Source organism: Streptomyces phyllanthi (assembly GCF_009377205.1).
Lineage (GTDB): Bacteria > Actinomycetota > Actinomycetes > Streptomycetales > Streptomycetaceae > Streptomyces > Streptomyces phyllanthi.
Map to the genome: position 1 here is coordinate 58,277 of NZ_VJZE01000003.1, position 13,947 is coordinate 72,223.

A 13,947-nucleotide genomic window follows, 5' to 3' on the forward strand; every position below is an offset into this window, starting at 1 on the left:
GGGCGTTCGGACGCGAGGTGGGGCAACCGCCGTTGGACGACGGCAGGGAGGTGGCACCCCAAGGACCGATGGCCCCGGCGCCGGTGCGCCGGGGCCTGCGCCTATCTCGTGTCTCGGCAGGCCGCGCGGCTCATGCCGTGTGGATCTCCAAGGCGGCGCGCACGGCGGACTCCACGGCTCCCTCGATCCACGCCGGCTTGACGGACGTGTGGTCCCCGGCGAAGTGCAACGGCCCTTCGCGTACGGGGATGGCCGGCAGCAACTCCGTGTGCTGCCCGGGCAGGAGCACGGACGCCTCGCCGTAGGCGTAGGGGTCGCGCAGCCAGCTCTGCGTGCGGCCCGCGCCGGTGTAGAAGACCTCGATGCGCCGGCCGTAGACCTGCTGGAGGCCGCACAGGGCGTGGGGGTACCGTGCCTCGTCGTCCAGGGAGTCCCAGCGCAGCGCGTCGTCCGCCCAGCTGTAGGAGGCCAGGACCACACCCCCCGCGCTGCCCGGAACCGGATGGGAGGGGTGGAACATGAACCGGTTGGCGTTGTCCGACACCGAGCCTCCCCCCACGACGCCGACCGCCTCCGGCTGGTCGCGCGTCATCGCGCGGTTGGCGGCGTAGTGGGTGCGCTGACCCGCTGTGATGTGCCCGTCGGGCACGGAGGGGTGGGCGCCCAGCAGACTGCCGTCCGCGGCGGCGCGGCCGGTGCGGTAGGCGTCGTACAGGCCCGGCTCGACGGCGTTCAGCTCGCGCTTCCAGTCGGCCTCGTCGAACTCCCACCAGCGGCGGCTGAACTCCAGCAGCACCTTGGTCGCGCTGTCGTAGTGCAGTTCGCAGACCGCGCGGCGCTTGCCGTACGACATGGGCGGGTCGATCTGTACGTGGCGCAGTCCGGAGAACGGCACCGTGACCACGGCGACGTCCGCGGTGAACTGCTCGCGCACGACGGGACCGTCGCGGCCCTCGGACACGGTGTCCACCCACACGTGCGGGCCCTTGCCCCGGACGTGCTCGGTGTCCGGCGAAGGGCGGTCGGGGTGGTGGTACTCGATGCGCGTCACCCGGCGGTCGAACCGCACGTCCCTGCGCACGCGTTCCAGGAGGGCGTCCGGCAGTACGGCCGTGCCGCCCTCCAACTCGTAGAAGGGCGTGCCGGGGCTGATGAGGGAGGAGCCGATGAAGCTGTGGATGAAGGACAGAGGGAGGCGTGAGGTGAGGTTCTCCAGGGTGCCGATCAGGTCGATGGTCCGCTCGTCGAGGCCGGCGTGCTCGGTCAGGAAGCGGAACATCGACCAGTCACCGAACCGCCGCACCACGCGGGCCCAGCCCCGGAGCCGCTCCGGGAGCGGCTTGTCGACCCGCTTGCCGTCGCGGTCGACGTAACTGAACTCGTCGCGCACCGGGTCCAGCGCGGAGCGCAGGATGGCGGCGGCGGGGGTGTCCCAGTGGGCCCGGGGGACACCGAAGGACCGGTTCACGCGCCGGGGCGCGCGGGCGTAGTCGGCGCGCCGCACGCGGATGCCGTTGACGTGGATCCAGGTGCGGTTGGCGGGACGTCCCTCGTCGTCGACGTCCACATAGTGGAAACGCCGCTTCTTCAGGCCGAACTGGTCGATCAGCTCCATCACCAGGGGATGGCTGCCGGGGATGCGCATCGCGCCCGCTTCGGCGTACTGGCGGGGATCGGCGAAGGGCTGCCCGGCGTGTTCGTGACCGCCGTTGCGGAAGGTCTTGATGCGTCCGCCCGCACGGTTGCCGTTGGCCTCCAGCACCGTCACCCGATGACCTGCCCTCGTCAGCAGCCAGGCAGCCACAAGACCGGCCGGACCGGCGCCGATGACCAGGACGTTTTTGGGGCGTGTCCGTCGGTGAGCAGGGAGTCCCCCTTGGAGGACACGCTGGTAACGCGGGACTAGGGGGCGGTCGTCGGAGTCCAGTACGAGGAGTGCGCGAGCGACGGCAAGGCACCGGTCGAAGTCGGTGCCAGGGCTCTCGCTCGGGGCGGCCGGTGCGGGCAGAGCCGCGGCGACACCGCCGGTCAGGGCCGTCGCCACCGTGGCCGTGCCGGCCGCCGCCGCGAAGCTCCTCCGGGAGAAGCCGCCATCCGAGCGCACCGCGTGATCTTCAGTCATGGCGGACTTTGTACTGGCGGCCGTGACCAGGCGTCCGCCCTTCGCTCCGGCGTTGACCCGAAGGAGCGAAGACGGCGACAAACCCTGACGTCACAGCAGGTCCGCCGACGTGAACGGCTCGGAGAACCCGAAGGGATGAATGCCGAGCGAACTTCGTCGGCCGCCGCGATCGATCCCCGACACTGCCACATGCGTATCCACATCCGTGCTCTCCTGCGGGCCTGCGCGGCGCATCGCGTACGCGGCGCCGATCCGGCCTCACGAGAGCGCGGGGCGACGGAGGGGGAAGGGTGGCGCAGCGGCGCACTCCGTTCGGTGACCGAGCCCGTTACTGGTTCGACAGCACGCTGGCCCGCGGTGCCTCCGCTCTTGTCGGCTGGATGGCGCTGTTGTGTCTGGCCATCGTCGTCCCGGCCAGTGCGGTCCTGGTGTGGACCGACCCCGACGCGCCGGCGCCCCTGACGGGCCGGCTGGCTGAGGTGTGGCGCCTCACCGGGGAGACACTGCGGCTGGGCGGTGCGACGGGTACGCCGCTGCGAGTGACGACGTCGGTGCTGCTCGCACTGGTCGCTCTGCTGTACGTCTCGACGCTCGTCGGCCTGATCACGACAACGCTCACGGAGCGGCTCACCGCGTTGCGACGGGGCCGTTCCACCGTGCTCGAACAAGGGCACGCCGTGGTTCTGGGGTGGTCGGAGCAGGTCTTCACGGTGGTGAGCGAGCTGGTGGCCGCGGGCGCCAACCAGCGGCGGGCGGCGGTGGTCGTGCTGGCCGACCGGGACAAGACCGCCATGGAGGAGGCCCTGAGCACGAAGGTGGGTCCCGTCGGCCGTACGCGGCTGATCTGCCGCAGCGGCCCCACCACCGACCCGGCCGTGCTCACCCTGACCAGCCCGGCCACGGCCGGTGTCGTGCTGGTCCTGCCCCACGACGAGCCCGACGCCGACGCCGACGTGGTCAAGACGCTGCTGGCGCTCAGGGCAGCCCTGGCCGGGGAGGCAAGCCGTCCGCCCGTCGTCGCCGCCGTCCGGGACGACCGCTACCGCCTGGCCGCCTGTCTCGCCGCCGGACCGGGGGGGCGTCGTCCTGGAGAGCGACACCGTCACCGCCCGGCTGATCGTCCAGGCCGCCCGCCGCCCCGGGCTCTCCCTCGTCCACCAGGAACTCCTCGACTTCGCCGGTGACGAGTTCTACCTGGTCACCGAGCCGGCCCTGGCCGGCCGGCCGTTCGGCGACGCGCTGCTGTCCTACCCGACGTCAAGCGTCGTCGGGATGGTGCGAGGCGGCACCCCCCTGCTCAACCCGCCACCGCAGACGCCCATCGCCCCGGACGACCTGCTCATCGTCATCTCCCGCGACGACGACACGGCCTGGCCGGCCGACTGCGCGGAGTTGGTCGAGAAGGCGGCGATGGCGTCCGGCCCCTCGACGCCCGCGCGACCGGAGCGGGTTCTCCTGCTGGGCTGGAACCGCCGAGCGCCGCTCATAGTCGACCAGTTGCGCCGCCGCGCCCGGCCCGGATCAGCCGTCGACGTGGTGGCGGACGGTGGTGAAGTGACAGTCCGGCAGGTGAGCGAGGCCGACGCACACGGCGGCACCGACCTGACCTTGACACTGCACCACGGGGACGTCACCCGTCCCGAGACCCTGCGACGTCTGGACGTCCACTCCTATGACAGCGTGATCGTGCTCGGTCAGGACCCCGCTGCCGAACAGCCGTCGGACGATCCCGACAACCGTACGCTCGTCACCCTCCTGCTTCTGCGCCAACTGGAGGAAGCCGCCGGACGTGAACTGCCGGTCGTCACCGAACTGATCGATGACCGAAACCGGGCGCTGGCCCCCATCGGCCCCGGAGCCGACGTGATCATCAGTGGGAAGCTCATCGGCCTGCTCATGGCACAGATCTCCCAGAACCGGCACCTGGCAGCGGTGTTCGAGGAGCTGTTCTCCGCTGACGGCACCGGGGTTCGCCTGCGGCCGGCCACCGACTATGTGCTGCCAGGGTGTGAGACGTCCTTCGCCACAGTCGTGGCCGCGGCACGTCATCGCGGCGAGTGCGCCATCGGTTACCGAAGCCACGACGACTCGTCGACGAGTCCCGGCTACGGCGTACGGATCAACCCGCCCAAAGCCGAGCGGCGCCGCTGGACGGTCGAGGACGAGGTGGTCGTCGTCGGCAAGGACTGACGGAGGGCTTCGCCGGGCCGCGGGGGCGCTGCCCGGCGGTTGGTGCGCAGGCCGACGTCCACCGCCGGCGGCGACGCCCAGTAGCCGGTCAGTCAGGTGGACGTCTCGCGGGGTGCCGCATGGCACGGTCAGGCGTCGAGCGCTTGGAGGGGGGCGTCGATGAGGCTGGTCTCCAGCCACTGCTCGACGGCGGTGATGTGAACAGCCGCGGTGGAGGCTGCCAGCAGCGCGTCGCGGGCCTGGAGGGCGCGGAGGATCTCCTCGTGGTCCTGGTGGGCACTGTCCAGGGCGCGATGGGTCCGGCTGCCGCGGACGATGCGCACCCGCTGGGTGCGGGTGGAGAGCACCTGCAGAAGCTTGGAGAGCACCGGATTGCCGACCGCTTCGACGATGCGCAGGTGGAAGGCGATGTCGTGGGCGACGAACTCCTCGGCGGTGGCGGCGGAGCGGCACCGGTCGAGGGTGTCGCGGAGTTCCTGGAGGTCGTGCGGCCGCAGCACGGCCGCGGCCATTCCGGTCGCCTGGGATTCGAGCAGTCTGCGTACCTGGAGCAGTTGCAGGGCGGTCCGCCCCTGGGAGACGTCGGCGGCGAAGGACAGTGTTTCGAGGAGGAGGTGGGGTTCCAGGCTGGATACGTAGGTGCCGTCGCCCTGCCGGGTGACCAGGATCCGCATGGCGGTCAGCGCCCGGACGGCTTCGCGCAGCGAGTTGCGGGACAGGCCGAGCTGTGCGGCGAGGACGTCCTCCTTGGGCAGGCGGGAGCCGGGCGCGAGTTCCCCGGCCACGATCATCGCCTTGATCTTCTCCATTGCCTCGTCCGTCACTGCCACGAGCGTGCCTCTCTGAGCGGGGTGCGTGGGGGGCGGTGGCGCTCCGCCCGGTCCACCTCCGGGCGCCCGGGCGGAGCCCCACATGAGCCGGCGTCTACTCCTGCTTCTCGCCCGAGGCGAAGCGGGAGACGATCAGGGCGACGATGATGATGGCTCCGTTGAGGAACTGGTTCCACAGGGGCGGGACGCCCGCAAGGGTCATGACGTTCACGACCAGTTGGAGGGTGAGTACGCCCGTGAGGGCGCCGAAGACGGAGCCCTTGCCGCCGTTGAGGCTGACCCCGCCGATGACGGTCGCGGCGAAGACCTGGAAGATCCAGCCGCTGCCCTGGGTGGCGGAGATGGAGCCGTAGTGGCCGCTGTAGAGGATGCCGGCGAACGCGGCGAGCAGGCCGCCGAGGACGAGGACGGCCCAGACGATCCGGTCGACGCGGATGCCGGCGGTGCGGGCGGCCTCCGCGTTGCCGCCGATCGCGTACAGCGCCCGGCCGTGCCGGAGCCATGCCAGCGCGCTGCCGCCCGCCGCGAACAGCACCACGCAGATCCAGATGGCGGCGGGGACACCCAGCCAGGACGCCTTGCCCAGGTAGGTGAAGGAGGACGGCAGCTCGACGATGGACTGGCCCTCGGACAGGGCGATCTGGAGTCCGCGCAGCATGGTCAGGGCGCCGAGGGTGACGATGAACCCGTTGAGGCGCAGCTTGAGGATGAGGAAGCCGTTGAAGGCGCCGATCGCCGCGCCGACCAGGAGGCACAGCGGCACCGCCATCCAGTCGGGAAACAGCCCGAGACCCGTGAACCGCCCGCCGCTGGAGGGCAGTACGAGCCAGACGGCGATGACGGGCGCCACGCCGATGGTGGACTCCAGGGACAGGTCCATCCGGCCGCAGATCAGGATCAGTGCGGTGGCCAGTACGAGCAGGCTCAGTTCGGTGGACTGCTGCAGTACGCCGATGAGGTTGTCGGCGGTGAGGAAGGCCGGCGAGACGATGAACCCGATCAGCATCAGGACGAGGACGGCCGGGATCAGGGACAGTTCACGGAAGCGGCCGAGGTCGACCCGGCGGCGGGCCACGTCCGCGGCGGCGGCCGGCTCCGCCGCGCTCGCTGCGGGCTCGGTGAGATCTGTGGTGGCGGACATGACTACCTTCCGTGCTTGTCGGTGCCGGATGCGGTGTATGCGGCGGTGGTGCCGACGCCCTCCATGGCGGCGACGACGTGCTCGTCCTTCCAGCCGTGGTCGAACTCGGCGACCACCCGGCCGTGGAACATGACGACGACCCGGTCGCACACCCTGAGATCGTCGAGTTCGTCGGAGACGATCAGCGCGGCCTTGCCGTCGTCGGCGACCTGGCGGATCCTGCCGAGCAGAAACTCCTTGGACTTGACGTCCACGCCGTTGGTGGGCCTGATGGCCACCAGCACGTGCGGGTCCGTGGCCATGGCGCGGGCGACGACGACCTTCTGCTGGTTGCCGCCGGAGAGGGCGGAGACCGGCGTGGTGGCGCTCGGGGTCTTGATGTCGAGATCCCGGATCATGCGCCGGGCGAAGGTCCGGGTGCGGGCGGGCAGCACCGTGCCGAACGGGCCGAGCTGGTCGGTGACGGTCAGGGTCGCGTTCTCCGCCACGCTGCGGTTGTTGACCAGCCCCTGGAGGTGGCGCTCCTCCGGGACCAGACCGACCCCGGCGGCGAGGGCGGACGGCACGCTGCCCGTGCGCACCACCCTGCCGCCGACCGAGATCCTGCCGCCCTCGGCACGGTGCAGACCGGCGACCGCCTCGCCCACCCGCACATTGCCGCTGGCCGTCGCTCCGGCGAGCCCGACCACCTCACCGGAGCGGACCGACAGGGACAGCTCCCGGCAGGCACCGGACAGGGTCAGGCCGTCGATCGCGAGCAGCTCCTCGGCGCCGGTCCGCGCCGCCGGGGGCCTGCTGACGAGGACGGTGCCCGAAGAGGCGGACTCGCCCGTCATGGCCTCCACCAGCTGGTGGTGGCCGAGTTCGGCCACCGGCGCGGTGAGGATGTGGGCCGCGTCGCGGTAGACCGTGACCGTGGTGCAGAGGTCGTACACCTCTTGCAGGTGGTGGGAGATGAAGAGGAAGGCGACCCCCTGGCGTTGGAGGTCGCCGAGCTTGTCGAAGAGGCGGCCGATGCCGCGGGCGTCGAGCTTCGCGGTCGGCTCGTCGAGGATGATGAAGCGGGCGCCGAAGGACAGCGCACGGGCGATCTCGACGAACTGCCGCTGCTCGACGGTCAGGTCCCTCGCCCGCGCGGCGGGGTCGACGGCCACGCCGTACTCGCTTAGCAACTCCTCGGCCCGCAGCCGCAGTTGCTTCCAGCGAATGGGCTGTACCGCGGCGGCGCTCTGCCGGTTCAGGAAGAGGTTCTCGGCGACGGTCAGCTCTCCGATGATCGTGGAGCGCTGGTAGACGCAGGCGACGCGGGAACGCCAGGCGTCGATGTCGCCGAAGGCGGGCGCCGGCGCGCCCGAGAAGCGCAGGGAGCCGGTGTCGGGCTGCTGGAGGCCGGTGAGGATGGACACCAGGGTCGACTTTCCGGCGCCGTTGCGCCCCACCAGGGCGTGTGACTCGCCCGCGGCGATGCTGATACGTGCGTCGCGCAGGGCGACGGTCGCGCCGAATCGTTTGCTGATGCCGGTCGCTTCGGCCACCGGGGCCGGATGCCCGGGGCCTGTCGCCGGGGCGGTCGCGGTGTCCGCCATGGTGGATACCGTCCTTCGTCTACGGATGCTGATGGCCGGGGAACGCGGGGGTGGACCCGCTGTGCGGGGAGCGCCGAGGGACGGGGGCGTCCGTCCCTCGGCGCGGTCGCACGGTGGCTGCCGTCACTGGGGGACGTTGTTGCCCCACAGGGACTTGTCGTCCACGTTTTCCTTGGTCACCAGCGGGGCGGGCAGCTGGTCCTCCAGGCCGCCCGGGATCTTGATGATGGTGGAGTCGTGGTCGGTCGGACCCGGCTTGAAGGTCTTGCCCTCAGCTGCGGCCTTCGCGTAGTACACCGCGTACTTGGCGTAGAGGTCGGCGGGCTGGGAGATGGTCGCGTCGATGTGCCCGTCGCGGATGGCGTCGAACTCCTGCGGGATGCCGTCGTTCGAGACGATGGTGATGTGGCCCTTCTTGCCCGGCGGCTCGAGCAGGCCCTTCTGCTCGAGAAGCGCCAGGGTGGGCTGGAGGAAGACACCGCCTGCCTGCATGTAGATGCCGTTCAGGTCCGGGTGCTGGGCGAGCAGCGACTGGAGCTTCGCGGAGGCGACGTCGCCCTTCCAGTCGGTGGGCAGCTCGAAGACCTTGATCTTCGGGAACTTCTCCTTCATGCACTCCGCGAAGGCCTCGGAGCGGTCGCGTCCGTTGATGGAGTCCAGGGCACCCTGGAACTCGGCGACCTTGCCCTTGCCGCCGAGCTGCTCGCCGAGGAACTCGCAGGCCTTGGTGCCGTACGCCCGGTTGTCGGCGCGGACCACCATGTAGACGTCGCCCTTGTCGGGTCTGGTGTCGACGCTGACCACAGGGACCTTCGCGGCAGCCAGGTCGTCGAGGGTGGAGGCGATGGCGCCGGAGTCCTGGGGCGCCATGACGATGGCCTGGGCGCCCGTGCTCTTGAAGATCTTGACGTTGCCGACGAGCCGGGTCACGTCGTTCTGCGAGTTGCTGATCGGCAGGGCGTCGACGTCCGCGGACTTGACGTCCTTCTCCAGGTACTGCGAGTAGGAGTTCCAGAAGTCGGAGTCGGAGCGCGGCACGTCGATGCCGATGGTGGGCTCGTCACCGCCTGATGAGGCGACCGAGTCCGTGCCCCCGCGGTTGCATGCGGTGGCCAGGGCCAGTGCCGCGAGGACGGCGGTGGCGGCTGCGGCGGTGGAGCGGGTGCGAACGAGTTTCATGGCCGTGTTCTCTCTGGTACCAGGGCGGGGAGCCGCAAGGCGGAACAGGGGGACAGGCTGCGTACTCGCCTGCGGGGGAAGGGCGAGGCCGCCGACCGGGCATGCGGGGGCGGCAGAGGGTATGCGCGGGACCGCGCCCGACGGGGTGGGAGTGAGGGTCAGCCGGTGACCGAGACGTGGAGGATCATCGGATCGCGCCGACCATTCCTCCGATGTATCTCGGGATGCGGGAGGACGTTACGACGGCGTTGCCCGCATTGGCAAGAGTCGGTCCCCGTCGATTTGCGCAGCATCGGGCACGGAGCTCCACGGGCCCGCCCGAGCACCCTGAACTGCCTACCGCGCATCGCTCCCCACCTGGGCTTTTCGTGATCCCTGTGAAGTGGCTGGGTGGGGCGACAAAGTTCACGATTCGGCAACGGCGCCGACCGGGGGCTGGGTGATGGCATCGGCGGGACGCCTCGGAGGGGGTACCCCCAGCCTCCTGTTGCGGGAGATCCGCCGGACACACCCCTCTCTCAGCAGGGAAGACGGCCGCGTAAGGGCTGCGAGGATTCATCGGAGGAAGGGCTCGTATCCAGCCTTCCCAGACGGGCATAGATACACATATCAATCAGGCGGCCTGGCGCACACTATCGGTGGCGGTCGAATACATCCGAGGTCTTGTTGTCAGTCGGTCCTCTTGCGCCTTACAGTCACCGTGTCGCCATACATCCGATGACTGTGGAGGTGGCCGAAGCCCTTCACACAGTCCGGCCGGCCCAGGGCACGGCGGCACAGCCCGTACGGCCGCACCCCGACGACCCCCATGGCAAGGGAGCCGCCCAGTGAGACTGTTACGAGTAGGCGCCCCCGGCGAGGAGCGGCCCGCGGTCCGTACCGACGACGGCCGGCTGCTGGATCTGTCCTCCGTGACCTCCGACATCGACGGCGCCTTCCTCGCCGCCGACGGTGTCGACCAGGCCCGTGCGGCGGTCGCGGCGGGGCAGCTGCCCCGGTTGGAGGCGGACGGCCTCCGGATCGGCGCACCGGTCGCCCGCCCCGGCAAGATCGTCTGCATCGGTCTGAACTACCGTGACCACGCCGATGAGACCGGTGCGCCGATTCCCGCGCGTCCGGTGGTGTTCATGAAGGACCCCGGCACGGTCGTGGGCCCGTACGACGACGTGCGGATCCCCCGCGGCTCGGTGAAGACCGACTGGGAGGTCGAACTCGCGGTCGTGATCGGCCGCCGGGCGCGCTACCTCGACGGACCGGACGCCGCGCGGGACGTGATCGCGGGGTACGCGGTCAGCCACGACGTCTCGGAGCGCGAGTTCCAGCTGGAGTACTCATCCCAGTGGGACCTCGGCAAGTCCTGTGAGACCTTCAACCCGCTCGGACCGTGGCTGGTCACCACCGACGAGGTGGGCGATCCGCAGAACCTCGGGCTGCGCCTGAGCGTCAACGGCGTGAAGCGGCAGGACGGTCACACCGGCGACATGATCTTCCCGGTCGACCACATCGTGTCCTACCTGAGCCGGTACATGGTCCTGGAGCCGGGCGACGTGATCAACACCGGGACGCCCGCGGGCGTCGCCCTCGGCCTGCCAGGCACTCCCTATCTGCGCCCCGGCGACACCGTCGAGCTCGCCGTCGACGGCCTGGGCAGCCAGCGCCAGACCTTCGGCCAAGCGTGAAAGGCACCACCTTGACTGCAACCTCCGCCCGGATCACCGCGGTCGACACGTTCGACGTCCGCTTCCCGACCTCGCGGGAGCTGGACGGTTCGGACGCGATGAACCCGGACCCCGACTACTCCGCCGCCTACGTGGTGTTGCGCACCGACGCCGGTGACGGCCTGGAAGGCCAGGGCTTCACCTTCACCATCGGCCGCGGCAACGACGTCCAGGTCGCCGCGATCAACGCCCTGCGGTCCCATGTCGTGGGCCGCTGCGTTCAGGAGCTGTGCGCCGACCCGGGCTCGCTCAGCCGCGACCTGATCGGGGACAGCCAGCTGCGCTGGCTCGGCCCCGAGAAGGGCGTGATGCACATGGCGATCGGCGCCGTGGTCAACGCCGTGTGGGACCTGGCCGCCAAGCGGGAGGGCAAGCCGCTGTGGCAGCTGCTCGCCCACGCCTCCCCGGAGTGGCTGGTCTCCCAGGTCGACTTCCGGTACATCGGCGACGCCCTGAGCCCCGACGATGCCCTCCGGATGCTGGGTGCGGGCCGGGCGGGGCTCGCGGAACGCGAGGCGATGCTGCTGGAGCGCGGCTACCCCGGCTACACCACCTCCCCTGGCTGGCTCGGCTACTCCGACGACAAGCTCACCCGGCTGGCCAAGCAGGCCGTCGCCGACGGCTTCACCCAGATCAAGCTCAAGGTCGGCGCCGACCTGGCCGACGACATCCGACGGCTGCGCGCCGCCCGTGAGGCCGTCGGCGACGGCATCCGCATCGCCATCGACGCCAACCAGCGGTGGAACGTGGACGAGGCGATCGACTGGACCAACGCGCTCGCCGAGTTCGACCCGTACTGGATCGAGGAGCCCACCAGCCCCGACGACATCCTCGGACACGCCTCCGTACGTCGGGTGGTCGCCCCCGTGAAGGTGGCCACCGGTGAGCACGTACAGAACCGCATCGTCTTCAAGCAGCTCCTCCAGGCCGGCGCCCTCGACGTGCTCCAGATCGACGCGGCCAGGGTCGGCGGGGTCAACGAGAACCTGGCGACCCTGCTGCTCGCCGCGAAGTTCGGGGTACCGGTGTGCCCGCACGCCGGGGGAGTGGGGCTGTGCGAGCTGGTGCAGCACCTGTCGATGTTCGACTACCTGGCGCTGTCCGGCACCACCGAGAACCGGGTCATCGAGTACGTCGACCATCTGCACCAGCACTTCACCGAGCCCGTGGTGATCCGCGACGGCCACTACACCGCGCCGCTCGCGCCCGGCTTCTCCGCCACCATGCGCGAGGAGTCCCTCGCCGAGTACCGCTACCCGGACGGCGCGTTCTGGATCGCCGACCGCGCCGGACAGGAGGACGCGGCATGAGGGATCTGTCAGGCCTCAGGGCCGTCGTCACGGGCGGTGCGTCCGGGATCGGACTGGCCACAGCCCGCGCGCTGGCCGCGCAGGGCGCGGCAGTCGCCGTGCTCGACCTCGACCCGGACGGGGTGCCGGAGCCGCTGCTCGGCCTCAAGGCCGACATCAGCGACGACACCTCCGTACGCACCGCCGTGGACACCGTGGCCGCGCGGCTCGGCGGCATCGACATCCTCGTCAACAACGCGGGCATCGGCGCTGCGGGAACGGTCGAGGACAACTCCGACGAGCAGTGGCACCGCGTCCTGGACGTCAATGTCCTCGGCATGGTCCGCACCACCCGCGCCGCCCTGCCCCATCTGCGCCGCGCTGCCACTGCCCGTCCGGGCACTGCCGCCGTCGTCAACACCTGCTCCATCGCGGCCACCGCCGGACTCCCGCAGCGTGCCCTGTACTCCGCGAGCAAGGGCGCCGTACTGTCCCTCACCCTGGCCATGGCCGCCGACCACGTCCGCGAGGGCATCCGCGTCAACTGCGTCAACCCCGGCACCGCCGACACCCCCTGGGTGACCCGTCTGCTGGATGCCGCCGACGACCCCGAGGCCGAACGCGCCGCCCTCAACGCCCGCCAGCCCATGGGCCGTCTGGTGACCACGGAGGAGGTGGCCGCCGCCATCGTCCATCTCTCCGGTCCCGCGGCGGCCTGCGTCACCGGCACCGCACTGGCGGTGGACGGCGGCATGCAGGGGCTGCGACTGCGCCCGGTGGCCCAGCCGTGAGGACCACGCCACTGGGCGGCGGCGCGGTCGGTGTCACGCAACTGGCCCTCGGTTGCGCCGGGATGGGCAACCTGTACCACCCGGTCACCGACGAGGCCGCCTTCGCCACCGTGGAGGCGGCCTGGGACGCCGGCATCCGCACCTTCGACACCGCGCCCCACTACGGACTGGGCCTGGCGGAACGACGGCTCGGGGCGGCCCTGCGTGGCCGCCCCCGCGACAGCTACACCCTCTCCACCAAGGTGGGCCGGCTCCTCGTGCCCGCCCCGGACGGCGACTTGGGGGACGACCTCGCCCACGGCTTCGCCGTCCCCGCCACGCACCGCCGGGTGTGGGACTTCAGCGCCGACGGAGTGTTGCGCTCGCTGGAGGCGAGCCTGAACCGCCTCGGCCTCGACCGGGTCGACATCGTCCTGCTGCACGATCCGGACGACCACGCCGAGCAGGCTCTGCGCGAGGCGTATCCGGCGCTGGAGCGGCTGCGCGCCGAAGGCGTGGTCGGAGCGATCGGCGTCGGCATGAACCAGTCCGCGCTGCCCGCCCGCTTCCTGCGCGAGACCGACATCGACGTGGTGCTGCTGGCCGGCCGCTACACGCTCCTGGAACAGGAAGGGCTCGCCGAAGTGCTGCCAGAGGCTGCCGCCCGTGGCCGAAGCGTCGTCATCGGCGGCGTCTTCAACTCGGGTTTGCTCATCGCCCCGAGGCCCGGCGCCACATACGACTACGCCCCGGCACCGCGGCCCGTACTCGACCGCGCCCTGCGCCTGCTGGCGGTCACCGAACACCACGGCGTGCCGCTGCGCGCCGCCGCCCTGCGCTTCCCGTTCGGCCATCCCGCGGTCGCGAGCGTCCTGACCGGCGCCCGTTCCCCCGAGGAGGTGCGCGACACCGTGGAGCAGCTGCGGTGCCCGATCCCGGACGCCCTGTGGGACGAGCTGCGCGCCGAAGGGCTGCTGGCCCCAGGCACCCCGGCCGTCGGCCAGGTCCGGTAAGGCGAGCGGGTTCTCGGCACGCTGGAAGCAGGGGGAACGGCAGCGGTCTCCATGGGTTTCGGCGCCCGCGCGCTGCGGGCGCCTACCTGCTAGTAGGCGCCCGCCGGCG

At 71.0% G+C, this 13,947-nt stretch carries 9 protein-coding genes and 1 pseudogene; 5 read left to right on the top strand and 5 right to left on the bottom strand.

Going from position 1 to position 13,947, the window contains the following annotated elements; genetic code table 11:
* Positions 1–130: 130 nt before the first annotated feature.
* Positions 131–2,122: a flavin monoamine oxidase family protein gene (locus FNH04_RS01175; protein ID WP_152779386.1), complete on the bottom strand. Its 1,992-nt coding sequence runs from the start codon at positions 2,120–2,122 to the stop codon at positions 131–133.
* Between the two features lie 290 nt (positions 2,123–2,412).
* On the opposite strand from FNH04_RS01175, the pseudogene FNH04_RS01180 reads away from it, so the two are divergent.
* Positions 2,413–4,312 (top strand): annotated as a pseudogene (locus FNH04_RS01180) (CASTOR/POLLUX-related putative ion channel).
* 128 nt (positions 4,313–4,440) lie between these two features.
* Here FNH04_RS01180 and FNH04_RS01185 read toward each other — a convergent pair.
* The 4 genes from FNH04_RS01185 to FNH04_RS01200 form a co-directional block, all read right to left on the bottom strand.
* Positions 4,441–5,142: a FadR/GntR family transcriptional regulator gene (locus FNH04_RS01185; protein WP_322722294.1), complete on the bottom strand. Its 702-nt coding sequence runs from the start codon at positions 5,140–5,142 to the stop codon at positions 4,441–4,443.
* 94 nt (positions 5,143–5,236) lie between these two features.
* Positions 5,237–6,283: an ABC transporter permease gene (locus tag FNH04_RS01190; protein ID WP_152779388.1), complete on the bottom strand. Its 1,047-nt coding sequence runs from the start codon at positions 6,281–6,283 to the stop codon at positions 5,237–5,239.
* Positions 6,284–6,285: 2 nt separating this feature from the next.
* A complete protein-coding gene (locus tag FNH04_RS01195) occupies positions 6,286–7,869 on the bottom strand; it encodes a sugar ABC transporter ATP-binding protein (RefSeq protein WP_152779390.1) in 1,584 nt (527 codons plus the stop codon).
* A 123-nt stretch (positions 7,870–7,992) separates the two neighbouring features.
* The gene (locus FNH04_RS01200) at positions 7,993–9,048 is read right to left on the bottom strand and encodes a sugar ABC transporter substrate-binding protein (RefSeq protein ID WP_152779393.1); all 1,056 of its coding nucleotides are present in this window, start codon (positions 9,046–9,048) and stop codon (positions 7,993–7,995) included.
* A gap of 827 nt (positions 9,049–9,875) precedes the next feature.
* On the opposite strand from FNH04_RS01200, the gene FNH04_RS01205 reads away from it, so the two are divergent.
* The 4 genes from FNH04_RS01205 to FNH04_RS01220 are packed head-to-tail and all read left to right on the top strand — an operon-like array spanning position 9,876 to position 13,838.
* The gene (locus FNH04_RS01205) at positions 9,876–10,727 is read left to right on the top strand and encodes a fumarylacetoacetate hydrolase family protein (RefSeq protein ID WP_322722297.1); all 852 of its coding nucleotides are present in this window, start codon (positions 9,876–9,878) and stop codon (positions 10,725–10,727) included.
* A gap of 11 nt (positions 10,728–10,738) precedes the next feature.
* Positions 10,739–12,076 (top strand): L-fuconate dehydratase, encoded by a 1,338-nt coding sequence (locus FNH04_RS01210; protein ID WP_152779395.1) that lies wholly within the window; start codon positions 10,739–10,741, stop codon positions 12,074–12,076.
* Positions 12,073–12,846, top strand: coding sequence for an SDR family NAD(P)-dependent oxidoreductase (locus tag FNH04_RS01215; RefSeq protein WP_152779397.1), 774 nt, complete (start codon positions 12,073–12,075; stop codon positions 12,844–12,846). Before FNH04_RS01210 ends, FNH04_RS01215 begins: the two co-directional genes overlap by 4 nt.
* Entirely contained in the window at positions 12,843–13,838 is a 996-nt protein-coding gene (locus tag FNH04_RS01220; protein WP_322722300.1) for an aldo/keto reductase, read from the top strand. Before FNH04_RS01215 ends, FNH04_RS01220 begins: the two co-directional genes overlap by 4 nt.
* Positions 13,839–13,947 lie beyond the last annotated feature (109 nt).